Source organism: Nitrobacter sp. (genome assembly GCF_051535235.1).
GTDB lineage: Bacteria > Pseudomonadota > Alphaproteobacteria > Rhizobiales > Xanthobacteraceae > Nitrobacter.
The window spans coordinates 223,167-247,105 of record NZ_JBPPLZ010000004.1 but is presented as its reverse complement, the minus strand read 5'-3'; the positions used below and the strand labels follow the sequence as shown (position 1 = coordinate 247,105).

Here is a 23,939-nt window from a genome sequence, read left to right as displayed (position 1 = left end):
AATGACCCCGATGGTTAACGACAGGGCTAGGAAGGTGGATTTTGGCTCTGGAGAATATGTTTTTCTGCGACGTCCAAGTCCTTCCGAAACCGGGCAATGCCAAGAAGGCTGACCTCGAACACGATTGACTCTTCTTCCTCAGTCTCCTGGTCCAGCAACAACAACCTTATACCGGCCCGCCCATCCGGACGAACCAGCGTCTCCGACTCAATCACCGCCACGGTCCGACGATCGCGCTTTTTTTGTTCGCTCATTCGCTTCCTCAAGATGCCTGGTTTGGCCATCACCTTACGTCATCTCGGCAAGGGAATAGCCTTTATTTTCAGGTAGCCAAACTGCGATTTGTTTTGATCAGGTTCAAGCAGCCGGCACAATCTCAATCCGGCCTCAGCGCGTCTGCCATCTCCCGGATGGTTGTCCGGGCGGCGGCTTTCGGGTCCGATGCCGCGTAAATGGGTCTGCCCAGCACCAGATAATCGGCTCCCGCGCGGATGGCCTCGGACGGTGTCGCCACCCGCTTCTGATCGTGCCGGTCGCCGCCGCTAGGACGGATACCGGGCGACACGATCATCAGCTTGTTGCGCGTATGCTTGCGAAGCTCGGCGGCTTCGAGGGCGGACGCGATGACGCCATCGACCCCGACCTCGAGCGCCTTCTTCGCGCGGGCGACGACGAGGTCTTCAACATTGCAGTCGAAACCCATCTCCTTGATGTCGTCGGCATCCATGCTCGTCAATACGGTAACGCCGAAGACTTTCATGTCGGAGTCGCCGCGGCCGGCGACTGCGGCTTTCATGATGCTCGCAACGCCGTGGACGGTCAGGAAGGTGATATTCAGCTTGGCTGCTTGTGCGACCGCGCGCTGAACGGTCTCCGCGATGTCGTAATATTTGTAATCCAGGAATACCCGCTTGCCCTGCGCGATAAGCTCCCTGGCGAACTCGTTTCCGCCGACAAGCTGGAGACCTAAACCGATCTTGTAGAAAGACACCTCCTCGCCCAGATCGCGAACGAGCTTCCTTGCGTCCTCGACGTTCCAGTAGTCGAGAGCAACGATCAACTTCTCGCGGGCGAGATCGACAGAACGCGAATCGGTCATGCCTCAAACTGCCTCAGCAATTGCCATGGGGGATTTCCGGGAAATTTTGAGGATCGACACAACAGTCGGCACCGAATGTTCAAGATGGCAGTCGGACTTTAGAGCGCGGCGTCGCCGTTTTGCTACACGAAGCTGCTCCACACAAGGATATATCGCGGCGGAGAAGGCGCCGTTATAATCCCTGCACAGCCTTTTCAAACGATCCGACAGGCCCGAAAGCTCGCTGAAAGCATTGTCGGTGAACATCCATTGCCCGGATTTCAATCCATGCGCGCAGCACTCCTGATTGCTACAGCCCTCATGTGCTCGTGCACGAACGCTCATGCACAGGCCTGGGACAGCCGTTATCCGGTCTGCATGGTGATTTACGGGCCCTTCTCGTACAACGACTGCCGGTATACCACCCTCCAGCAATGCAGGCCGTTGGCGTCGGGACGCACCGCCCAATGCGTGGAGAATCCGTTTTTCGCCGGTCCGAAAGGCGGCTCGACGCGGCGGCCAAGCCGGCGACATAGCCATTGATCGAAGCACAATAGTCCGGCTTGGTGGATGGCGCCGCCCGCCTCAATCCAGTTCGACAACCTGACCGTTCTCGAGCGAGACCCGCCGGTCCATCCGGTCCGCGAGCTCCATGTTGTGCGTCGCGATCAGCATGGCCACGCGCGTCGCTTTCACGAGCTGCATCAGCGCATTGAAAACATGATCCGCGGTGTGTGGATCCAGATTGCCGGTGGGTTCATCCGCAAACAGCACGCGCGGCGCGTTGGCGACGGCGCGCGCGATGGCGACGCGCTGCTGCTCGCCGCCCGACAATTCCGCCGGCCGATGGGTGACGCGGTCGTCGAGACCGAGATAGGCGAGAATTTCGCGCGCGCGTTTGATCGTTTCCGAACGTTTGAGGCCGCGGATCATCTGCGGCAGCATGACGTTTTCGAGCGCCGTGAATTCCGGAAGAAGGCAGTGAGATTGGTAGACGAACCCGACATCGGTGCGCCGAATCTGCGTGCGCTCCACGTCCGACAGACCCGAGGTTGCGATTCCCCCGACGTAAACCTCGCCCGCATCCGGACTTTCGAGCAGCCCGGCAATATGCAGCAGAGTCGATTTTCCGGATCCGGAGGGAGCCACCAGCGCGACGGACTGCCCCGGCCACAAAGCAAGCTTCGCGCCGTCCAGGATGATCAGTTTCGTTTCGCCCTGCGTGTATTGTCGTTTGATATCGTGAAGATAAACGACCGGTATCTCCTTTTCCCCCTGCTCCATGTCCGCCGCTCACTCGTACCGCAGCGCTTCGACGGGATCGAGGCGCGCGGCACGCCACGACGGATAAAGGGTCGCGAGAAACGACAGCGTCAATGCCATGATCACCACGGCGCTGGTCTCGCGAAAATCGATTTCAGCCGGCAGTTTGGACAGGAAATAAAGCTCCGGCGAGAACAGCTCCGTGCTGGTCAGCCACGACAGGAATTCCCGGATCGACTCGATGTTGAGACAGATCACAAGCCCCACGATAAAACCGGTGAGCGTGCCGACAACGCCGATCGCCGCTCCGGTGATCAGGAAAATGCGCATGATCGATCCCTGCGACGCGCCCATGGTGCGCAGGATCGCGATATCGCTGCCCTTGTCCTTGACCAGCATGATCAGGCCCGAAACGATATTCAGCGCCGCGACGAGGACGATCAGCGTCAGGATCAGAAACATCACGTTGCGCTCGACCTGCAGCGCGTTGAAAAACGTCGAGTTGCGCTGCCGCCAGTCGACCAGAAACACTGGCCGGCCCGCGGCTTCCGTCACCGACTTGCGGTATTCGTCGATCTTGTCCGGATTGTCCGTATAGACCTCGATCGCGGTGACGTCGTTGGCGCGATTGAAATAGGCCTGCGCCTCGGCAAGCGGCATGAACACGAAGGTGGAATCGTATTCGGACATCCCGATCTCGAACACCGCCGCGATCTTGTACGGCTTGATGCGCGGCGTCGTGCCCATCGGGGTCACCGCCCCGCGCGGCGCGACCAGCGTGACGCTGTCGCCTGCATGCAGGGAGAGCTGATCGGCAAGACGGCGCCCGATGGCGACCCCCTGCCCGTCGTCGAAGCCCTCGAGCGTGCCCTGTTTGATGTTCCTGGCGATGGAGGTGAGGTTGCTGAGGTCGTTAGCCCTGATGCCCCGGACGAAAACGCCGGCGGCATTGAACGGCGAAGACGCGAGCGCCTGACCGTCGACGACCGGCGCGGCGAGCCGAATTCCCGGCACCTCGCTGATGCGGTCGGCGACGTCCTTCCAGTCGGTGAGCGGCGACTCCAGCGGCTGAACCAGCAAATGCCCGTTGAGGCCGAGGATCTTGCTGAGCAGTTCCGTGCGGAATCCGTTCATGACCGCCATCACGATGATCAGCGTGGCGACGCCGAGCATGATGCCCAGGAAGGAAAAGCCGGCAATGACCGAGATGAAGCCTTCCTTCCGCCGCGCCCGCAGATAGCGTCCGGACAACATCCACTCGAAAGCGGCAAACGGCTTGGTCCGGAGCGGCTGGTTCATGGTCTCATCCATCATTCGATAATCCCATGATTCGCGGCCAATTGTGGCCGGAATGGCATTGAACGCCGCGCGCGGTGGATAATCGCTAAGCTGTCAACCGCGCAACGGCATCCTCCAGCGCGACATTCTCCCGTGTGCCGTCCGCGCGCCGCTTGATCTCGACCTTGCCCTCGGCGAGCCCCTTGGGTCCCACCATCACCTGCCAGGGAACACCGATCAGGTCGGCGGTCGCGAACTTCGCGCCTGCCCGCTGGTCGGTGTCGTCGTAAAGCACGTCGACCCCTTTGGCCGTAAGCTCGCGATACAGCCGCTCGCACGCGGCGTCGGTATCGCTGGCGCCCTGTTTCAGATTGAGAATCGCAACCGTGAACGGCGCCACCGCGTCCGGCCACTTGATGCCGGCCTCGTCGTGACAGGCTTCGATGATCGCACCGACCAGGCGGGAGACTCCCACGCCGTAGGAACCGCCATGGATCGGCTGCTCGACGCCGTCGGGACCCGCCACCAGCGCCTTCATCGATTCGGAATACTTGGTGCCGAAATAGAAGATCTGCCCGACCTCGATGCCGCGGGTGTGAATGCGCTTCGCCTCCGGAACCTCGCGCTCGTAGCGCGACGCGTCGTGCACGTCCTCGGTGGCGGCATAGGCCGTGGTCCACTGCTTGACGATGGGCGTCAGATCGCCGTCGTAATCCACTTCGGTGCCGGGCACCGGAAGATCGAGGACGTCCCTGTCGATATAGACGCCGGACTCTCCGGTCTCGGCGAGAACGATGAATTCATGGCTGAGGTCGCCGCCGATCGGACCGGTCTCCGCGCGCATCGGGATCGCCTTCAGTCCCATCCGGGCGAACGTGCGCAAGTACGCGACGAACATCCTGTTGTAGGAGCGCCGCGCGCCGGCCTCGTCGAGATCGAACGAATAGGCATCCTTCATGAGAAATTCGCGGCCGCGCATGACGCCGAAGCGGGGGCGCTGCTCGTCGCGGAATTTCCACTGGATATGATAGAGATTGAGCGGCAGGTTTTTGTAGGACCGCACGTAGCTGCGGAAAATCTCCGTGATCATCTCCTCGTTGGTCGGCCCGTACAGCAATTCGCGTTTGTGGCGGTCCTGAATCCGCAGCATCTCCGGCCCATAGGCGTCGTAACGCCCACTCTCGCGCCAAAGGTCGGCGAGTTGCAGCGTCGGCATCAGTACCTCGATCGCGCCGGCGCGATTCTGCTCCTCGCGCACGATCGCCTCGATCTTCTTGAGCACACGAAGACCCAGCGGCAGCCACGCATAAATGCCGGCCGCCTCCTGGCGTATCATCCCCGCCCGCAGCATCAGCCGGTGCGAGACGATCTCGGCTTCCTTTGGAGTTTCCTTCAGGATCGGCAAAAAGAACCGCGACAAACGCATGGGCAGGCCTGAGAATCGCTTCGGGATGGGAACGCTCGCAGTGAAACCGGATCGGCTGACAAAATACAAGGGCTTGGGGGAGGACAAGCCGCGCGAAAGCGGCGGAATTCCGCTCGCCGGAGACAATTATCTATACTTATTTGTGCGTCCGGATACGGGCCGCTCCCCGAGCGGCGAAGACTCTGTTTATTTGATCTGAATTTCCGTCTCGGCATGGACCTGGTCGAAATCCGAGATCAGAACATCGAGCGCGAGAGTCCACCGACCGGCAACCGGGGCGGCCATCGATGCCTGCCACTGTCCATCACCCAGCGATCGTGCTTCCGCGCTCGATGGCTCGATGCCGTTGTCGGGGCTGGACAGCGTGACGGACACGCCCTTGGCGGAGAGCAGTTCCTCGTCCGGCGTCCGTAACTGAATTGCGATGCTGACAGGTCCGGCGCGGCCCGGCGACAGCGTAACATCCGCCATCATTCGTCCGGTATGAATGTGCGTGAAGAAGGGCTGAGCCGCGACCGTTAGCGTCCGAGGCGGCGGGGTAAAGCGCCAGAGCCCGACGACGCCGAGAATGCCGGCCACCAGCACCAGTTCGGCCACGATCGTCCGTCGCATGTGACGGCGAGAGTTGGGGCTGCCCTGCCCGATCCGCGGCGTCAGATACAGGCGATTCCAGAGCGCGATCGCCAGCAGCAGAGCCACCAGCACCAGCTTGATCGTGAGGACGCGGCCATAATTTGTCGTCCACAGCGCATCCACCCGCTCGAGTTGCACGACGGCGAGCAGCAGGCCGCTCGCCAGCAGCGCGGCGACGGCGAACGGGATGACGCGCGAAAACCGTGTCAGAACATCGACGGCGGTCTGGCGGGGTTCGCGCATCGCCAGCGCGAGCGGCATCAGCGAGCCGATCCAGAACGCCAGGGCGGCGCCGTGCATGAACACCGCGGGCGCGGTGAGCCATCGCGGCGGGGCGTTGGCGGCGTGGCCGGTCGCCGCCAGCGCGAGGCCAACGCCGGCCAGAGCGCCGAGAGACATGATCTTTGCGGCAGCGGCACCGAAACGATGCGACAGCAGAGCCAGAAGCAAGGCCGCGGACGCGATCGCAGCCGACAATCCGAACGAGCCGCGAGCGCCGACCGCCCAGACCTCCGCGTCAGGCAACGACGACAGCGACAGGCCAAGGGCGTCCAGTCCCTGTAGTCCTATCGAAAGCGCCAGCGCGGCCAACGCGATCAACTCGACGCTGCTTCCGATCACGCGCATCGCCGGCGCAGACGCCCCCCGCATCCAGGCAACGAAGAACGCTCCGCCGGCGCCAACGAACAGACCGACATAGATCGCCAGCCGCGCCAGCCAGATCGCGCCGCGCAACAGCGCATCGTTCGAGCGTACCGCCTGTGGCGCATCCACGTCGCGCCGGCCAATCCAGAACGTTATGGAACCGCCCACCGGATGACCGTCCGCCGAAGCCACCCGCCAACTGATGACGTGCGCGCCATCGCCCGAGATCGGCGGCGGCGTGAGAATGAGTTGCGCGCCGTCGCGACGAATCTCGGTGACGCTTGCGCCCGACCCGCTGTGATCGACGATCCGGATCGTCAGCGGTTCGACGGGTTCGTTGAAGGTCAGCGTCAGCGTCGCGGGCGCGTGCGCCAGCAAGGCACCGTCTGCGGGACTGCTGGCGATCAGGCTGGCGTGGGCGAAGGCTGCCGAAGGCAGCATCACCGCAGCCAGCAGCAAGCACCATACCGCCTGCGCCAGACGCCTCACGGACGCGATCCTCAGTGGCTGGCCTTCAGACGAACCACAGGCGCTGGCGTACGCAGCTTGTCGGCGTCCTGCCCGGCGGACGGGATTTCAATCCAGCGCTCGACGCCGTGCTCGCACTCCTGCACGGCCGGAAAATAGAGGCTCTGTCCAGCCTTGTCCGGAAGCCGCACGATCAGGCCAAACGTGTCGTAGAGGTTATCCGGCAACGGGCCGCCGTGCCACGCCACCTCGTCGACGACATCGGTGACGGATTTGCCATGCGGCCCCTGCACCGGCGCATCGAGCTTTCTGCTCTTGATTTCGACTTTCCAGCCCGGCTTCATCTGCGGTTTCGCCGACAGGATTCCGTCCGGCAGTTTGATCCGCAGCGCCGTCGTCGCACTGCCGTCGCAGCCGTGCGGCACGGTGAAGGCGAGATGGGCATAACTGTCCGCGGGCGCGTCCGCCGGCTGCACCGTAACGTGGGCCAGCGCCGCGTTGCACGAGGCCATCGCGGCAGCCGCCGCGATGGCCGAACCGATCCACAATCTTGCCGGGCGCATCACTTCATGTGCCCGTCATGATGATGGTCCATCATCGCCCCGCTGGCCGTGCTCGGCGCCCTCGCGCCGATGCCTTGCACATCGAGCGTGACATCGACCTTGCCTGCTTTTTCGAAATCAAGCGTCACCGGCACCTTCTCGCCCTGTTTGAATGGATGCTTGAGATCGACCAGCATCAGGTGATAGCCGCCCGGCGCCAGCTTGATGGTCTTGCCGGGCTCGATTGTAAGGCCACCTTCAACCTGATGCATTTTCATTACGCCATTGCTCATGCTCATCTGATGAACCTCGAGCTTGGCGGCAGCATCCGTCGAGCCGCCGACAAGCTTGTCGGCGGTCGTGCCCTTGTTCTCGATGGTGAGATACCCGCCGCCGACCTTCGCGCCGCCGGCCGTGGCACGGGTCCAGGGCTGCGAGATGACCAGGTCGCCGGCCTTGACGGACTCGGCGTGAACCGGCGCTGCCAGCCCAAGCGCGGCGATCGCGAACGCACCCAGCATGCCGCGAAGCATCAACGATGATCTCATGACATTCTCCATTTTTGGTTCTGTCGCCGTAGAAATGGTCCGCCGTACACGCCAGACGGGATCATGACAGCGAGCGAGCGCAGTGACTGACATGCTCACCATCGGACTTTGAATCCAGCATAGACCGCTCGCCCGGTGCCGGGTTCAAACAATGGTGAATTGGCGTTGGCGCGGTCGATGATCGCGCTGGACGCGATATACGCTTTGTTGGCGAGGTTGCGGGCCTCGATATAGCCGGAATATCTGCCACCATCGTCGAAGCCCGCCTTCAGCCCGTAGATCGCATAGGCATCGGTGCTCAGCGTATTGGCGCTGTCGGCGTAGTAGCCCTGCGGGACCCATTCGAGGTTCGGGCCAACGTAGAATCCGTTTGGATGCTTGTAGAGCAGCTCGGCGCGGACGAAGTGGCGCGGCGCGCCCGGCAGCAGGTTGTTGCCGAATAATGCGTCGTTGTCGAAACGGAAGTCGTTGAACGTGTAGGCGACGTTGAGCCAGAGCTTGTCGGGTTTGTCGCCACGCACGAACAGATTGCGGAAGATCGCAGCGCCCGCGCCGGCCTCGATGCCCTGATGCATGGTGCGATCGGCGTTGGTGACGTTGCAGTTGCCGAACGCGCTGTAGAGGCAGAGCAGTTCGTTCCGGATCTGCGCCCGATAGTAGGTCAACTCCCATGTGGCATTCGGCCTGTGGCCGCGGGTACCGATCTCATAGGTCGTTGCGGTTTGCGCGCGAATGCTGGTGAACGGAATCGTGGGAATACCGGGGCCATTCGCACTCTCGCCGAAGCTCGGCACCTCGGCGCTGCGCGAAACGTTGGCATAAGCTTGCCAGGTCGGGTCGATCTGCCACAGCAACCCGCCCTTCGGGCTCCACAGGTTGAACTCGGTTCGGCCCGATTGATCGCCGTCGCTCAGGAAGCGGTCCCGCCGGTCGCGCGTGGCGTAGAGGAACTGCGTGCCGGCGACCGCGGCGACGTTCGGCAGGAAATAGAACGAATCCTCGACATAGACCGAGGTGTTCTGCGAACGATCGATCGACGACGACAGCAGCGCACCCTTCTGGCCTGCGAGGTTGGCGAACTGTTGATTGTCGATGCTGCCGTCCAGCAGATTGACGCCCGCCACCAGGCGGTTACGGAAGCCGCCGATGTTTCTGTCGTCGGTCACCCGCGCGAACCCGCCATAGTCCAAATAGTGATAATCCAGCCATTGGAAGATCGGGTGCATCAGATGCCGGTCGACCCCGAACGCGCCGAACTCGATGGTCGTATCTTCGAACCGCACCGTGGTCTTGTTGCCTAAACGCACGGTGTCGATGTTGCGCTGCTGATCGAGCGCGATGTTGCCAGCGGCAGCGGTCTGGGGCGACGTCAGCGCCGAATCCTTGCTGACGGTGCCGGGAATGCGTTGCCGCACGTCATTGGCGTTGATGTAAAATCGCGTTTCGAAATCCGGCGAGAACTGATAGCCGACATTGCCGCTCACACGCGTCGAGTGGCCGAAACTGTGATCGCGGAAGCCGTCGCTCGCCTGGGTCGATGCCGTAACGAACCCGTCCCACGGGCCGTTGCTGCCGCCCGCATTGGCCTGCAGCCGCCAGAAGCCGAACGCGCCGGCGTCGACGCTGACGCCGTTGACGAACGGATCGCGGCCGGACGGCGTCACGAAATTGATCGCACCGCCGAGCGAATTGGCGCCGAAGCGCAGCGCGTTGCCGCCCTTGAACACCTCGACGTATTTGTAGGCGGTCGGATCGATTTCCTGAAAATCGCCGTAGCCGTCGGCGGTGTTGATCGGGATTCCGTCCATATAGAGCTGCACGCCGCGCAGGTGGAAGTTGCGCGACAGACTCGAACCGCGGATCGACAGCCGGGTGTCGTCGCCCCATTTCGGCTGGGCGAAGACGCCGGGCACATAGTCCAGAATATCCTTGATGGTGTTGGCGACCGTCGAGTTCTTGTAGGCGTCTGCCGTCACCAGCGCGACGCCGCCTGGCGTCTGCTGGATTTCCCGCAGCGCCTGCTGCGCGGTCGCGACCGTCAAGGATGCGGGGACGGTCGCCGGGACGGCGGCCTGCGACGGCACCGGGGCATTGCGCGCAGCTACACGGCGCGGCGCCTGATTTGACCGGGCCGCACTGCGCATCGCGCGTTTCGGCGCGGGGCGGTTGGCCTGGGGCGCCGTGACCGTCACGGCGGGCAACATGGCGCCGGAACTGGACTGCGCGAGAGCGGGTGAAGGTGATGCAATCGCAACGATCGTCGCGAGCGCGCCGCAAAGCGCGCTACCTCCGCCGGCGGCGAGGTGGTTGAACATGACATATTCCTGATACCGGACAATCGCCGGAGCGTTCGAACAGATCGGATCACTGCAATGTCATCGCAGCAATCATTCAAAATTTACTAAATCAGGAAAGTCCGGGAGGGCCGCGGGCCTGGGCGTTGGAGCCTGCCGCGGAGGACGGCAGCAAGAAGCTCAGTTCGCGCCAGATGACCGCGTTGGCCTCGCGCTCAACCGTAACGACGGAGCCTTGCGGGTCAGCGGTCGGAGTTGCGGAATGAACCGCGCCGCATAACGTGCAGCAGTTGGCTTGCCCCTGCTGCGGGTCAGTCTGACCGTCTTGCGAGGCGGCCGCATCGGCCGCATGCGAACAGATCGCCCCCGCCAGAGGATCGGCTGCCGCGTTGCTGAACGCGAGACAAGCCGCGACCGGTGCGAAAACCTGCACCAGCATCGCAATCAGGACGATTGGAAGAAATTTTCCCAGCCGCCGTCGCATGATCCCCCAGCCTTTCAAGCCGAGAGCTATCATGCCCCGATCAGGGTGTCGAGCCGGGATTCCCGACCGCTGGATCGGGTCGGCCAGCCTAATCCGGGAAGCCGCCCATCAGCCGCGAGAGCCGCGCGACATTGAGCAAACCTGAATAATACGCCCACGCCGCCGCCCCATAGAAGATCATCGAAACGATCGTGGTCCAGATTATTTTGCGGCGCATCAACGCCATCACTGGGGCTCCGGGATCCGTCCCCGGAGCGTGGGCACCGTCTTCATGCTGGCTTCGGACGCCGAACGGCAGCATCAGAAACAGCGTGATCCACCAGAACACGAAGTAGATAGCAAAACCGGAGAAAATTGCAGAAGCCATCAGGACTGCTCGATCTCGACAAGCGCGCCGGAAAAATCTTTCGGATGGAAGAAAAGCACCGGTTTGCCGTGCGCACCGATCTTCGGCTCACCGTCGCCGAGAACGCGTGCGCCTTCCGATACCAGAAGATCACGCGTCGCGACGATATCGGGTACCTCATAGCATATATGGTGAATACCGCCATCAGCGTTGCGTTCAACAAATTTCGCGATCGGAGAAGCATCGCCAAGCGGCTGGATGAATTCGATCTTGGTGTTTGGCAGCGCCGCAAACACGGTGATCACTCCATGTTCCGGCTGCGGCACCGCAGCGGAAATCTCCGCGCCGAAGGCCGCGCCATAGATCTTCGCCGCCTTTTCAGCATCCCTGACCGCGATCGCTACATGATTGAGCCGGCCCAGCATCACGTCCCGCAATGTTCGATCATTGGATTTCAACTCGCGACGCCTGCACAGGCAGGATGGACATCCACGTCCGACGTCCAACGTCCGCCGTCAAGAGGCGCATTGAGACTCACCGGATTAACTCACCAGAACGTGAACGTAGCAGAGCGGCTTCTTCCCCCACTCTTCCGCAATCGTTGCCCGCACGGCGCGGCGCAATGACTCGGCCATGGCATCCGGATCGCGCCGCTGCGTTCGCGGCAACGACTTCACCGTCGAGATCACGGTTTCGAAAACAATATCGTCGAGCAATTCGCCCGCGGGATTTTTTTCCGGAATGCCGACGAGATCGATCTCGGGATCGTCAATCAGTTCGCCCTTGTCGGTAACAACCAGCGCCACGAACGCGCAGCCGGCAAACGCCATGCGTCGACGCTCGACGACCGCGCGCGATTTTGAATCTTCCAGAATGGAGCCGTCCTTGTAGAACCGTCCCGATGGCAATTCATCGATGATGCCAGGCTCTCCCGGTCCAAGCCGGACCAGATCGCCGTTTTTGCAAATCAGGACTTTGGGAACGCCCGCGGCGCGCGCCAGCCGCGCGTGTTCGGAAAGGTGCAAGGCCTCGCCGTGCACGGGGATCAGCACCTGCGGACGAACCCACGCGATCATGTCCCGCATCTCGTCGCGGCGCGGGTGGCCGGAGACATGAACCAGTTCGGTGCGGTCGGTAATGACTTCGATGCCCTGGGTCACGAGACCATTGATGATCGCGCCGACGGCTTTCTCGTTGCCGGGAATGGTGCGCGAGGAAAAGATCACGGTATCGCCGCGGTTCAGCGTCACCTGCGGATGATCGTCCCTGGCGATGCGCGAGAGAGCCGCGCGAGGCTCGCCCTGGCTGCCCGTGCACACCGCCAGCACCTTGTCCGGCGGAAGATGGCCATACACATCGACGCTGCGGAAATCCTGCATCCCGTCCAGATGTCCGGTCTCGCGTGCGACCTGCACCACGCGTTCCATGGCGCGGCCGACCACCACGACCTCCCGGCCCGCTTGGCGCGCGGCATCGGCCACGGCGCGCAGCCGCCCGACATTGGATGCGAACGTCGTCACCGCGACGCGGCCTTTGGCTGCCTTCACCAATTTTGCGATCGTGCTGGCGACTTCGGTTTCGGAGGGCGAGCGCCCGTCGCGCACCGCATTGGTGGAATCGCCGACCAGCGCCAGCACGCCCTCGTCGCCGAGTTCGCGAAGCCGCCGCTCGTCGGTCGGCAGACCCACGAGCGGCGTCGGATCGATTTTCCAGTCGCCGGTATGCAAGACGATTCCCGACGCCGTATGAATCGCAAGCGCATGGGATTCCGGAATCGAATGCGCCACGGGAATGAATTCGACGCCAAAGGGGCCGATATCGACGCGGCTGCCGGAAGGCACTACCGTCACCGGAATCTCCGGCGGATTGCGCTCCGCCACGCATTTGGCCTCGAACAGCGCCGCGCTGAATTTCGTGGCGTAGATCGGACATTTCAGGCGCGGCCACAAGTCGATGATCGCGCCGAAGTGATCCTCATGGGCGTGAGTCAGCACGAGTCCCACGAGGTTCTTCCGCTCGCTTTCGAGAAAGCGAATGTCCGGCATGATGAGATCGATGCCCGGCAGATGTTCCTCGTCGCCGAAGGACACACCGAGGTCGACCGCGAGCCAGCTTCGCTGATGGCGGTTGCCGAGCCCGTAGATCGACAGATTCATGCCGATCTCGCCCACGCCGCCGAGCGGCGCGAACATCAGTTCATCGGGCCGCGCTATCATGTTGCCCCGATCGATGCCGCCGCGCCGAAATACACGTCGCCGGCGGAGACAGCCACGCGTCTGCCATCAGACGTCGCAACAATCAGGCAGCCGTCGTCATCGAGCGTATCGAAGCGGCCCGATATCGTGGACGCGCCGGACTGAACCGAGACAGGCTGGCCGACCCCGGCCGCCCGATCAAGCCACAGACGCCTGAGACTGCGAAAGCCACGTCCTTGATCCCAGACGCCGCGAAACTCCAACCAGGCCTCGCTCAGCGCGCGAAACACATCCTCGGCGCCGATGTCGATACCGAGGTCGCGCAGCGAGACTGCCGGGTTCGGCATTCCCGCCGGTGCAGCGGCGACATTGACGCCGATGCCGACGACAACGGCCAGACGGCCTTCGGCGACGGTCTCGGCCTCCAGCAGGATTCCGGCAAGTTTCTTGCCGCCTGCCAGCACATCGTTCGGCCACTTCAACTGAAACGTCGCGTGGTCGCACCCCGGAGATCTCATGCGCGCCTCGAGGCTGACGGTTTTCAGCGCAGATTCGAGCGCGAGTCCCGCGGCAAAGCTCAGGGTCGCCGCAACGCCGGGCGAGGTGTCGATGACTTCGAGAATGCTGCTGGCCAGATTGCCATGGGGGGCGACCCAGGCACGCTGCCTGCGCCCCCGTCCCGCTGTCTGCGCTTTCGTCACCAGCCAGATCGGGCCGGTCTCTCCGGTCCGCGCACGCATCAGTGCTTCGGCGTTGGTTGAGCCGATACTGTCGAAGGCCGCGAGCCGATAGCCTGACGATGTGGCTCGTGGGCCCAGCGAAAATGTCATTTAATACGATGCCATTCAGAATAATGACTTTGCAGCCGCCGTGGCGGCGCTGACCAACGGCGCCGGATATGCGAAGAACAGCATGTTGAAGAGCGCCGTCGCTGCTACCACCGACCGCAATTCGATATGTACGCCATCCGTCGCTTCGGCGTGTTCGTCGAAATACATCACCTTGATGACGTTAAGATAGTAGAACGCACCGACCACGCTGGTGACGACGCCGATCACCGAAAGCGTAAACAGTCCCGCCTTGATCGCGGCGGTGAAGACGTAGAACTTGGCGAAGAAGCCCGCCAGCGGCGGAATGCCGGCCAGCGAAAACAACAGCATCGCGAAGAAGAACGCCATCAGCGGATTGGTGCGCGACAGTCCCGCGAAATCGCTGATCTGCTCAAGGGGCTGACCGTTGCGGCTCATGGCGAGAATAACGGTGAACGCCCCGAACGTCATCACGGCGTAGATGACCAGATACAGCAGGACGCCCTGCGCGCCCTCGACGGTGCCGGCGGCGAGACCGACCAGCGCGAAACCCATGTGGCCGATCGACGAATAAGCCATCATGCGCTTGATGTTGCGTTGCCCGATCGCGCCGAACGAACCGAGCGCCATGGATGCGATCGCAACGAAAACCACGATCTGCTGCCACTCCGAGGCGATGCCGGAAAACGCGGTGAGCACCACGCGGGTGAACACCGCCATCGCCGCGATCTTCGGCGCCGAGGCGAAGAACGCCGTGACCGGCGTCGGCGCGCCTTCGTAAACGTCGGGCGTCCACATATGGAACGGCACCACCGACACCTTGAAGCACAGGCCCGCCAGCAGGAAGACGAGGCCGAAGATAATGCCGATGCTGCCGGTCTTCGCAGCGGCTGCGATACCGGCGAAGCTGACGGTGCCCGTGAAACCATAGATCAGCGACGCGCCGTATAGCAGCATCCCCGACGCCAATGCGCCGAGGACGAAATACTTCAGGCCCGCTTCGGTCGACTTGACGTCGTCACGGTTGCTCGCCGCCACGACGTAAAGCGCGAGGCTCATCAATTCGAGCCCGAGATACAGCATGATCAGGTCGGTCGCCGAAATCAGCACCATCATGCCGACCGTCGAGAGCATCACCAGAATAGCGAACTCGAACATCCGCCGGGAGTCGTCTTCGATGAACTCGCGGGAGAGAACCAGCGTCGCCGCCGAACCAGCCAGCGCGGCGATCTTGAGAAACCGCGCGAACTCGTCGACGACAAAGCTGCCGCCGAACGTGACCAGCCTCCCCGTCGGCAGCAGATACTCGATCACGCCGGCGGCGCCGAGCAGGCATATCGCCAGGACCGTAATCAGCGCCGCGGCGCGCGGGCCGCACCAGGCCCCGATCATCAGCGACACCATCGCACCGATCGCCAGCACGATTTCCGGCAATACGGGCAGCAGTTGATATCCGGCGGCCTCAAACATCATAGCTGGCGTCCCTGACCTGCCGTCATCATGGCAACGCCGCCGCCTTGATGGCGGCGGTCGCGCTTGCGTAGTTGTTGACGAGATTTTGTACGGAAGCCGCCGACAGATCGAGCACCGGCTTCGGATAAACGCCGAACAGGATCGTCAGCGCCACCAGCGGCGCCAGCGTCAACCCTTCCCGCAGGGTGAGATCCTTGATGGTCGCCAGCGTCGGCTTGACCAGCGCCCCGAACACGATCTTCCGGTACAGCCACAAGGCGTAGGCCGCCGACAGGATCACGCCGAGCGTTGCCGCCACCGCCGTGGGAATGCTGACCTTGAAGGTGCCGATCAGCGACAGGAATTCGCCCACGAATCCGGACGTTCCGGGCAATCCCACATTGGCCATCGTGAAGACGAGGAACACCAGCGCATAAAGCGGCATCCGGTTGACGAGCCCGCCATAGGCCGCGATCTCCCGGGTATGCATGCGGTCGTAGACGACGCCGACGCAGAGAAACAGGGCGCCCGACACAATGCCGTGCGACACCATCTGGAACACACCGCCGTGGATACCCTGCATGGTGCCGGCAAAGATTCCCATGGTCACGAAGCCCATGTGGGCGACCGACGAATAGGCGATCAGCTTCTTCATGTCCTCCTGCATCAGCGCGACCAGCGATGTATAGACGATCGCGATGGCCGAAAGCGCAAAGACCAGCGGCGCGAAATCATGCGATGCGAGCGGGAACATCGGCAGAGAGAAACGCAGGAAGCCGTAGCCGCCCATCTTCAGCAGGATCGCGGCCAGAATGACCGATCCCGCCGTCGGCGCTTCGACATGCGCATCAGGAAGCCAGGTATGCACGGGCCACATCGGCATCTTCACTGCGAACGAGGCAAAGAAGGCGAGCCACGCCCACTTCTGCAGATTGTAGGGGACAGCCGTATGCATCAGCGTCGGAATGTCGGTCGTGCCGGCATTCCAGTACAGCGCCATGATGGCCAGCAGCATCAGCACCGAGCCGAGCAGCGTGTAGAGGAAGAACTTGAAGGTGGCATAGACGCGGCGCGGGCCACCCCAGATCCCGATGATCAGGAACATCGGGATCAGGCCGCCTTCAAAGAAGACGTAGAACAGCAGCAGATCAAGCGCCGAGAACGTGCCGACCATCAGCGTTTCCAGAATCAGAAACGCCATCATGTAGGCAGGCACACGGCTTGTGATCGATTTCCAGCTCGCAATAATGCACAGCGGCATCAGCGCCGTCGTCAGGATGACGAATGGCAGCGAAATGCCATCGACTCCCATGTGATAGCGAATTCCGGTGCCAAGCCAGGTCGCCTGCTCGACGAACTGGAAGTCGGTATTGCCGGGATCGAAGCGCGCGATCAGGATCAGCGACACCGCAAACGTTACGACAGTGGTCCACAGCGCGATCCAGCGCGCATTCCGGTTGGCGGCCTCGTCGCCGCCACGTGCCATCACGTAAATCAGCAGCGCGCCAACCAACGGCAAAAACGTCGTGACCGACAGAACAGGCCAGGTCGTCATTTCACTGGCCTCCCGCGCCGAACATGAACCAGGTGATCAGGCCGGCGACGCCGATCAGCATTGCGAACGCATAGTGATAGAGATAGCCGCTCTGCAGCCTGACCACGTTCCGGGTGACGTCGAGCACGCCGGCGGAGACGCCATCGGGACCGAAGCCATCGATGACGAAGCCGTCGCCCTTCTTCCACAGGAAGCGGCCCAGCCATTTCGCCGGACGCACGAAGATCACTTCATACAGCTCGTCGAAGTACCATTTGTTGAGCAGAAACTGGTAGAGCATCGGGTGTTCGCGGGCGAGTCGAACCGGAATATGGGGTTGGCGGATATAGAACACCCATGCCACCACAAACCCCAAAATCATCATCGCGGTGGGCAGGAAGGCGACTGTCTCCGGAATATGATGCATCGCCTCGATGATGTGCGGGCGCATCTTCACGGAGTCCCCGAAGAACTCTCCGACCCCATGGCCCGTGAACAACTCCTTGAACGGATAGCCCGCGAGAATCGAGGCAGCCGCAAGAATGCCAATCGGGATCAGCATCCAGATCGGGCTTTCGTGCGCGGCCTTATAGCGGGCCTGATCGTGCGGCTCGCCGTGGAAGGTCTTGAAGAGCAACCGCCACGTATAGAAAGAGGTCAAGCCAGCCGCAATCACGGTCATCAAGAACCCGTAGTAGGCGAATGGATTGTGGGCTGCGTAAGCGGATTCGATAATCGCATCCTTCGAAAAATAACCGGCCGTCAGCGGAAATCCCGTCAGCGCCAGCGTGCCGATCAACATAACGAAATACGTGAAGGGGATGCGATCCTTCAGACCGCCCATATAGCGGATGTCCTGCTCGTGATGCATCGCGTAGATCACCGATCCCGAGCCCAGGAACATCAGCGCCTTGAAGAAGGCGTGGGTGAACAGGTGGAACATGCCGACGGAATAGGCCCCTGCTCCCATCGCCACGAACATGTAGCCGAGCTGCGAACAGGTCGAATAGGCTATGATCCGCTTAATGTCGTTCTGAACGAGACCGATCGACGCTCCGAAAAATGCCGTGGTCGCGCCGATGAACATCATGAAAGCCTGCGCATCCGACGACAGTTCGAACAACGGCGACAGCCGCGCCACCATGAACACTCCGGCGGTCACCATGGTCGCCGCGTGGATCAGCGCCGACACCGGCGTCGGACCTTCCATGGCGTCGGGCAGCCAGGTGTGCAACAGGAACTGGGCCGACTTGCCCATCGCGCCCATGAACAGCAGCAGGCAGATCAACGTCAGCGCGTTGACGTCCCAAGCGAGGAAATGGACCGTCTTTCCGGCCAGGCCCGGTGCCGCCGCGAAAATGGTATCGAAATCGGTCGAACCGACCAGCATGAACACCGCAAAGATGCCGAGCGAAAAGCCGAAGTCGCCGACGCGGTTGACCACGAACGCCTTGATCGCCGCCGCATTGGCCGAGGGCTTCCGGTACCAGAAACCGATCAGCAGATAGCTGGCAAGACCGACGCCTTCCCAACCGAAGAACAACTGGACCAGGTTGTCCGACGTCACCAGCATCAGCATCGCGAAGGTGAAGAGCGACAGATAGCCGAAGAAGCGCGGACGGTTCGGATCCTCGTCCATGTAGCCGATGGAATAGAAGTGCACCAGCGACGACACCGTGGTGACGACCACCAGCATCACCGCCGTCAGCGTATCCACCCGCAACGACCATCCGACCTGGAGATCGCCGGAGGATATCCACGAGAACAGCGCAATCCGCGCATCATGATGCATGAAGCCGACATCGACCAGCACCATCCATGACAGGGCCGCGGAAGCGATCAGCAGGCCCGTCGTGATCAGTTCGGCTAGGCGCGATCCCGCCGCCGGTGGTTCGCTGACGTGATGATCGTCGTGACCGTGGTCATCGCCGTGACCGTGATCATCATGCGCCGTCGCCGCGTGAGCATGACCGTGATCGCCGTGATGGTCGACCGTATCGCCGCTCGGGTTGCGTCCATGCGCGCCCACCAGTGAAATCAGCCCGGCGAGGATCGCGCCGATCAGCGGCAAAAAGACGATTGCCTCGATCATGCACCCACCTCGTGCAGCATGACCCCGCGGCCAATGGCTTCATTGGTCGGAAAGAGCCGGTCCTCGCTTTTCCGGATCATGCTTCAGCCCTTCATCAGATTGACGTCCTCAACCGCGATCGAACCGCGGTTGCGGAAATAGACAACGAGAACAGCAAGACCGATCGCGGCTTCCGCGGCGGCGACCGTGAGCACCAACAGCGTAAACACCTGTCCGACGATGTCGCCCAGGAACACCGAAAACGCCACCAGATTGATGTTGACCGCCAGCAGGATCAGTTCCACCGACATCAGAATGACGATGATGTTCTTGCGGTTGAGGAAGATGCCGAGAATCCCGAGCGTAAACAGGATCGCGGCAACCGCCAGGTAGTGACCGAGCCCGATCGTCATTTCACCCACTCCGACGCGTCGGCGTCCTGCAGTCCCTGACCGGAGGCAACCTGGCGCACGCGCATCGCCATCTCGGGAGTCCGCGCGTTCTGGACATTGATGTCCTGCCGCTTGACGCTTTCCCTGTGCCGCAGCGTCAGCACGATGGCGCCGATCATCGCCACCAGCAGCACCATGCCGGCAAGCTGGAAATAATGGATGTACTTCGTATAGAGCACGAGGCCGAGCGCCTCGGTATTGCTCACCTCGCCCGGAATGGCCGCCGTGATCGATTTCGTCACCGTCGGCGTGAGGGTCCAGCCGCCGACAACGAGCAACAGCTCCAGCAGGAAGATGGCCGCGATCACCATGCCGAACGGCAGGTATTCGAGAAAGCCCTCGCGCAATTCGGCGAAATCCACGTCCAGCATCATGATGACGAACAGGAACAACACCGCGACCGCGCCGACATAGACCACGATGAGGATCATCGCGAGAAATTCCGCGCCCAGCAGGATGAACAGCCCGGCGGCGTTGACGAACGCCAGAATGAGAAACAGCACCGAATGCACTGGATTGCGCGAGGTGATGACCATCGCGGCGGATGCGACGCACACGCCGGCGAACAGATAGAAGAACAGCGCGGGAAGGATCATGCGCGCACTCCCGAGCTATTGATCGCAAAGACCGTCGCGCATGCAGGGCTGTTTCCTCCCCCCTTGTGGGGATGGGCTAGGGAGGCGGGTATGCCGCGGATGCCCACCTCTCTCCCAAAAGGGGGGAAAGAGACGGCCATGCCGGAGGGTGCTCCGTTCATCAACATGCCCTCACCTCACCGGTACGGCGCGTCGAGTTCGATCGCTTTCGCGATCTCGCGTTCCCAGCGGTCGCCGTTGGCGAGCAGCTTGGCCTTGTCATAATAGAGTTCCTCGCGGGTCTCCGTCGCGAATTCGAAGTTCGGTCCCTCGACGATGGCGTCGACCGGGCAGGCCTCCTGGCACAATCCGCAATAGATGCATTTCACCATGTCGATGTCGTAGCGCACGGTGCGCCGCGTGCCGTCGTTGCGGCGCGGGCCGGCCTCGATGGTGATGGCCTGCGCCGGACAGATCGCCTCGCACAGCTTGCAGGCGATGCAACGCTCCTCGCCGTTGGGATAGCGGCGCAACGCATGCTCGCCGCGGAAGCGCGGCGAGATCGGATTCTTCTCGAAGGGGTAGTTGATCGTCGGCTTCGGCTTGAAGAAATACCGCATGGTGAGGAAGAAGGCCGATACGAATTCGGTCAGCAGAAGCGAACGGGCTGTTGCATTGATACTCATGGCAACCTCACTTCGGCGCGATGCCGGCGAACTGCAACACGCCCGCCACGATCACCACCATCGCCAGCGACAGCGGCAAGAACACTTTCCAGCCGAGCCGCATCAGTTGGTCGTAGCGGTAGCGCGGCACGATCGCCTTCGCCATCGCGAACATGAAGAACATGAACAGCAGTTTCAGCGAAAACCAGACGACACCGGGCACCCAGGTGAACGGCGGCAGGTCGACCGGCGGCAGCCAGCCGCCCATGAACAGGATCGCGCCCATCGCGCACATCGTGGCGATCGCGACATATTCGCCGAGCATGAACAACAGGTATGGCGTCGAGCCGTACTCGACCATGAAGCCCGCGACGAGTTCGGATTCGGCCTCGACCAGGTCGAACGGCGGGCGGTTGGTTTCGGCCAGGGCCGAAACATAGAACACCACGAACATCGGCAGCAGAGGCAGCCAGTACCAGTTCAGGAAGGTCAGCCACGGCAACCCGATCATGCTGGCCAGACCGCGGGCATGCTGGGCCTCGACGATAGCCGTGAGGTTCAGCGAGCCGGCGCAGAGCAACACGGTAATGATGACGAAGCCGATCGAGACTTCGTACGAGACCATCTGCGCCGCCGAACGCAATGCCGCGAGGAACGGATATTTCGAATTCGACGACCAGCCGCCCATGATGATGCCGTAGATCGACAGCGACGAGATCGCGAAGATGTAGAGAATCCCGACATTGATGTCGGAGATCACCCAGTTCAGATTGACCGGAATCACCGCCCACGCCGCCAGCGCCAGCACGCAGGAGACCAGCGGCGCCAGCAGGAACACGCCCTTGTTGGCGCCGGAGGGAATGATCGGTTCCTTCAGCACGAACTTCAGAAGATCGGCGAACGACTGAAACAGGCCCCACGGCCCGACGACGTTGGGTCCGCGCCGGATCTGCACCGCCGCCCAGATCTTGCGGTCGGCGAGCAGGATGTAGGCGATCGCGATCAGCAGAACGACAAGCAGCAGCACGCTCTGCGCGACCATCACGATCAGCGGCCAGAGAAAGTCCGTCCATAACGGCATTGCGAAAAATTCGGCCATCGCGCTCACTCCGCCGCCGTCAGCATGCGACCGGACGCGAGCCGCGAGCATTCCGCCATCACGGCCGAAGCCCGCGCGATCGGGTTGGTCAGATAATAGTCGTCAATCGCAGCCGTGAACGGCGACTTCTCGATAGTGCCGCCCTTGCCCGCAAGATTCTTGACCGCGCGGGAATCGCCGGCCTCGATCCGGTCGATCCGCATCAGGTGCGGCACCGCCTTGAACATCGCCTGCCGCAGCGCCGCCAGCGAGTCATAGCCCAGCGTCCTGCCCAGCACGTCGGACAACGCGCGGATGATGGCCCAGTCCTCCCGCGCTTCTCCGGGCGGGAAGCCGGCGCGGTCGGCCATCTGCACCCGGCCCTCCGTATTGACGTAGATGCCGATCTTCTCGGTGTAGGCGGCGCCCGGCAAGATCACGTCGGCACGGTGTGCACCGGCATCACCGTGAGTTCCGATATAGACCACGAACGCCCCGTCCGGCACCGTGATCTCGTCGGCCCCGAGCAAAAACAAGACATCGAGCTCATCCGGTGCGGTCATTTGCGTGACGGTCAGTCCGGCTTTTCCGGGCGCGAAGCCGAGGTCCAGCGCGCCGACCCGCGACGCCGCATCGTGAAGCACCGCGAATCCGTTCCAGCCGTCCTTCAGCGCTCCGACGTCGACGGCGAGCTTCGCCGCCGCCGCGAGAACGGCCCTGCCATCGCGCCGCGATGTCGCGCCCGCACCGACCAGCACGATCGGATTTTTTGCGCCTTTCAACACGCCGAGAAACTTGTTCTTGCCGGCCGCGAGGTCGGCGAGCGATTCCGGACCGGCGCCGAGATAATCGTGATCGTAAGCCAGGTCGGCGCTTTCGCCGATCACGCCGATCTTGAGCTGACCGGTTCGCCAGCGCTTGCGGATGCGTGCGTTGAGGATCGCCGCTTCCTTGCGCGGGTTCGATCCCACGATCAAAAGCGCGTCGGCCTGCTCGATGCCGACGATCGTCGGGTTGAAGATGTAGGACGCCCGCCCCGCCGCCGGATCGAACGCGTCGCCGCCCTGCACCGCGACGTTGGCCGAGCCGAGTTTCGACAGCAGCTCCTTCAGCGCGAACATCTCCTCGACAGCGGCAAGATCGCCGGCGATCGCACCGATCCGCTTGCCGTCGGCCTGCGCGACTTTCGCAGCAATCGCTGCGAAGGCTTCCCGCCACGAGGCCTCGCGCAGCACGCCGTCTTCACGGACGTAGGGGCGATCGAGCCGCTGGGTGCGCAAGCCGTCGACGATGTGGCGGGTCTTGTCGGAAATCCACTCCTCGTTCACCGCCTCGTTGACACGCGGCAGGATGCGCATCACCTCGCGCCCGCGCGTATCGACCCGAATGGCGGAGCCGACCGCATCCATCACGTCGATCGATTGGGTCTTGCCGAGTTCCCAAGGCCGCGCCGCGAACGCATAGGGCTTCGACGTCAGCGCGCCGACCGGACAGATATCGACGAGGTTGCCTTGCAGTTCCGACGTCAGCGCGCTTTCAAGATAGGTGGTGATCTCCATGTCCTCGCCGCGGCCGATCGCGCCCATTTCCGGCGCGCCGCACACCTCCGCGCAGAAGCGGACGCAGCGCGTGCACTGGATGCAGCGGGTCATCACCGTCTTGACCAGCGCGCCGAGATACTTGTCTTCGACTGCGCGCTTGTTCTCGGCGAAGCGCGAGGTATCGACGCCGTATCCCATCGCCTGATCCTGCAAATCGCACTCGCCGCCCTGATCGCAGATCGGACAGTCGAGCGGATGGTTGATCAGCAGGAACTCCATCACGCCTTCGCGCGCCTTCTTCACCATCGGCGAGCGCGTGGAGATTTGCGGCGGCTCTCCGTTGGGACCGGGACGGCAGTCGCGCACGCCCCAGGCGCAGCTCGCGACCGGCTTCGGACCGCCTTTGATCTCGACCAGACACATCCGGCAGTTGCCCGCGATCGACAGCCGCTCGTGGTAGCAAAAGCGCGGAATCTCGGCGCCGGCGGCCTCGCACGCCTGCAACAGCGTGTACTCGGCGGGGACGTCGATCTCTTTGCCGTCGATGATAAGCTTCGTCATG

At 62.5% G+C, this 23,939-nt stretch carries 23 protein-coding genes; 1 reads left to right on the top strand and 22 read right to left on the bottom strand.

The window, feature by feature from the left end; all coding sequences use genetic code 11:
- Window positions 1–26: 26 nt before the first annotated feature.
- Together ACS3WA_RS07560 and pyrF are read right to left on the bottom strand one after the other, a co-directional pair.
- Window positions 27–254: a hypothetical protein gene (locus tag ACS3WA_RS07560; RefSeq protein WP_438277902.1), complete on the bottom strand. Its 228-nt coding sequence runs from the start codon at window positions 252–254 to the stop codon at window positions 27–29.
- A gap of 122 nt (window positions 255–376) precedes the next feature.
- On the bottom strand, window positions 377–1,099 hold the full coding sequence (gene pyrF, locus ACS3WA_RS07555) for an orotidine-5'-phosphate decarboxylase (protein ID WP_438277901.1): 723 nt from the start codon (window positions 1,097–1,099) through the stop codon (window positions 377–379).
- Between the two features lie 267 nt (window positions 1,100–1,366).
- Here pyrF and ACS3WA_RS07550 point away from each other — a divergent pair, with 267 nt between their 5' ends.
- Window positions 1,367–1,621 carry a DUF3551 domain-containing protein gene (locus ACS3WA_RS07550; RefSeq protein WP_438277900.1) on the top strand — a complete coding sequence of 85 codons (255 nt, stop codon included), beginning with the start codon at window positions 1,367–1,369 and terminating at the stop codon, window positions 1,619–1,621.
- A gap of 42 nt (window positions 1,622–1,663) precedes the next feature.
- Here ACS3WA_RS07550 and ACS3WA_RS07545 read toward each other — a convergent pair whose 3' ends face one another.
- The 20 genes from ACS3WA_RS07545 to nuoG form a co-directional block, all read right to left on the bottom strand.
- Window positions 1,664–2,362: an ABC transporter ATP-binding protein gene (locus tag ACS3WA_RS07545; protein WP_438277899.1), complete on the bottom strand. Its 699-nt coding sequence runs from the start codon at window positions 2,360–2,362 to the stop codon at window positions 1,664–1,666.
- Window positions 2,363–2,371: 9 nt separating this feature from the next.
- Window positions 2,372–3,652, bottom strand: coding sequence for a lipoprotein-releasing ABC transporter permease subunit (locus ACS3WA_RS07540; RefSeq protein WP_438278037.1), 1,281 nt, complete (start codon window positions 3,650–3,652; stop codon window positions 2,372–2,374).
- A gap of 73 nt (window positions 3,653–3,725) precedes the next feature.
- Window positions 3,726–5,045: a proline--tRNA ligase gene (gene proS / locus ACS3WA_RS07535; RefSeq protein WP_438277898.1), complete on the bottom strand. Its 1,320-nt coding sequence runs from the start codon at window positions 5,043–5,045 to the stop codon at window positions 3,726–3,728.
- Between the two features lie 186 nt (window positions 5,046–5,231).
- Entirely contained in the window at window positions 5,232–6,812 is a 1,581-nt protein-coding gene (locus ACS3WA_RS07530) for a copper resistance CopC/CopD family protein (RefSeq protein ID WP_438277897.1), read from the bottom strand.
- An 11-nt stretch (window positions 6,813–6,823) separates the two neighbouring features.
- Window positions 6,824–7,354 carry a YcnI family protein gene (locus tag ACS3WA_RS07525; RefSeq protein ID WP_438277896.1) on the bottom strand — a complete coding sequence of 177 codons (531 nt, stop codon included), beginning with the start codon at window positions 7,352–7,354 and terminating at the stop codon, window positions 6,824–6,826.
- Entirely contained in the window at window positions 7,354–7,881 is a 528-nt protein-coding gene (locus ACS3WA_RS07520; protein WP_438277895.1) for a copper chaperone PCu(A)C, read from the bottom strand. Before ACS3WA_RS07520 ends, ACS3WA_RS07525 begins: the two co-directional genes overlap by 1 nt.
- A gap of 95 nt (window positions 7,882–7,976) precedes the next feature.
- Window positions 7,977–10,196 carry a TonB-dependent receptor domain-containing protein gene (locus ACS3WA_RS07515; RefSeq protein ID WP_438277894.1) on the bottom strand — a complete coding sequence of 740 codons (2,220 nt, stop codon included), beginning with the start codon at window positions 10,194–10,196 and terminating at the stop codon, window positions 7,977–7,979.
- Window positions 10,197–10,287: 91 nt separating this feature from the next.
- A complete protein-coding gene (locus tag ACS3WA_RS07510) occupies window positions 10,288–10,692 on the bottom strand; it encodes a DUF2946 domain-containing protein (RefSeq protein ID WP_438277893.1) in 405 nt (134 codons plus the stop codon).
- Between the two features lie 55 nt (window positions 10,693–10,747).
- Window positions 10,748–11,026 carry a DUF1467 family protein gene (locus ACS3WA_RS07505; protein WP_438277892.1) on the bottom strand — a complete coding sequence of 93 codons (279 nt, stop codon included), beginning with the start codon at window positions 11,024–11,026 and terminating at the stop codon, window positions 10,748–10,750.
- Window positions 11,026–11,430, bottom strand: a complete 405-nt coding sequence (mce, locus tag ACS3WA_RS07500; protein WP_438278036.1) for a methylmalonyl-CoA epimerase — start codon at window positions 11,428–11,430, stop codon at window positions 11,026–11,028. The genes ACS3WA_RS07505 and mce overlap by 1 nt, the downstream gene beginning before the upstream one ends.
- A 117-nt stretch (window positions 11,431–11,547) precedes the next feature.
- Window positions 11,548–13,218 (bottom strand): ribonuclease J, encoded by a 1,671-nt coding sequence (locus ACS3WA_RS07495; RefSeq protein ID WP_438278035.1) that lies wholly within the window; start codon window positions 13,216–13,218, stop codon window positions 11,548–11,550.
- Window positions 13,218–14,030 (bottom strand): biotin--[acetyl-CoA-carboxylase] ligase, encoded by an 813-nt coding sequence (locus ACS3WA_RS07490; RefSeq protein WP_438277891.1) that lies wholly within the window; start codon window positions 14,028–14,030, stop codon window positions 13,218–13,220. The genes ACS3WA_RS07495 and ACS3WA_RS07490 overlap by 1 nt, the downstream gene beginning before the upstream one ends.
- Before the next feature lie 15 nt (window positions 14,031–14,045).
- Window positions 14,046–15,482 (bottom strand): NADH-quinone oxidoreductase subunit NuoN, encoded by a 1,437-nt coding sequence (gene nuoN, locus ACS3WA_RS07485; RefSeq protein WP_438277890.1) that lies wholly within the window; start codon window positions 15,480–15,482, stop codon window positions 14,046–14,048.
- A gap of 25 nt (window positions 15,483–15,507) precedes the next feature.
- Window positions 15,508–17,016 (bottom strand): NADH-quinone oxidoreductase subunit M, encoded by a 1,509-nt coding sequence (locus ACS3WA_RS07480; protein ID WP_438277889.1) that lies wholly within the window; start codon window positions 17,014–17,016, stop codon window positions 15,508–15,510.
- A gap of 1 nt (window position 17,017) precedes the next feature.
- Complete coding sequence (nuoL, locus tag ACS3WA_RS07475) at window positions 17,018–19,087, bottom strand: NADH-quinone oxidoreductase subunit L (RefSeq protein ID WP_438277888.1); 2,070 nt, start codon at window positions 19,085–19,087, stop codon at window positions 17,018–17,020.
- A gap of 83 nt (window positions 19,088–19,170) precedes the next feature.
- Window positions 19,171–19,479: an NADH-quinone oxidoreductase subunit NuoK gene (gene nuoK, locus ACS3WA_RS07470; protein ID WP_412772641.1), complete on the bottom strand. Its 309-nt coding sequence runs from the start codon at window positions 19,477–19,479 to the stop codon at window positions 19,171–19,173.
- A complete protein-coding gene (locus ACS3WA_RS07465; protein WP_438277887.1) occupies window positions 19,476–20,114 on the bottom strand; it encodes an NADH-quinone oxidoreductase subunit J in 639 nt (212 codons plus the stop codon). The genes nuoK and ACS3WA_RS07465 overlap by 4 nt, the downstream gene beginning before the upstream one ends.
- 176 nt (window positions 20,115–20,290) lie before the next feature.
- The gene (gene nuoI, locus ACS3WA_RS07460) at window positions 20,291–20,779 is read right to left on the bottom strand and encodes an NADH-quinone oxidoreductase subunit NuoI (protein ID WP_292611435.1); all 489 of its coding nucleotides are present in this window, start codon (window positions 20,777–20,779) and stop codon (window positions 20,291–20,293) included.
- 7 nt (window positions 20,780–20,786) lie between these two features.
- A complete protein-coding gene (gene nuoH / locus ACS3WA_RS07455) occupies window positions 20,787–21,857 on the bottom strand; it encodes an NADH-quinone oxidoreductase subunit NuoH (protein WP_438277886.1) in 1,071 nt (356 codons plus the stop codon).
- Window positions 21,858–21,862: 5 nt separating this feature from the next.
- Window positions 21,863–23,938, bottom strand: coding sequence for an NADH-quinone oxidoreductase subunit NuoG (nuoG, locus tag ACS3WA_RS07450; protein ID WP_438277885.1), 2,076 nt, complete (start codon window positions 23,936–23,938; stop codon window positions 21,863–21,865).
- Window position 23,939 lies beyond the last annotated feature (1 nt).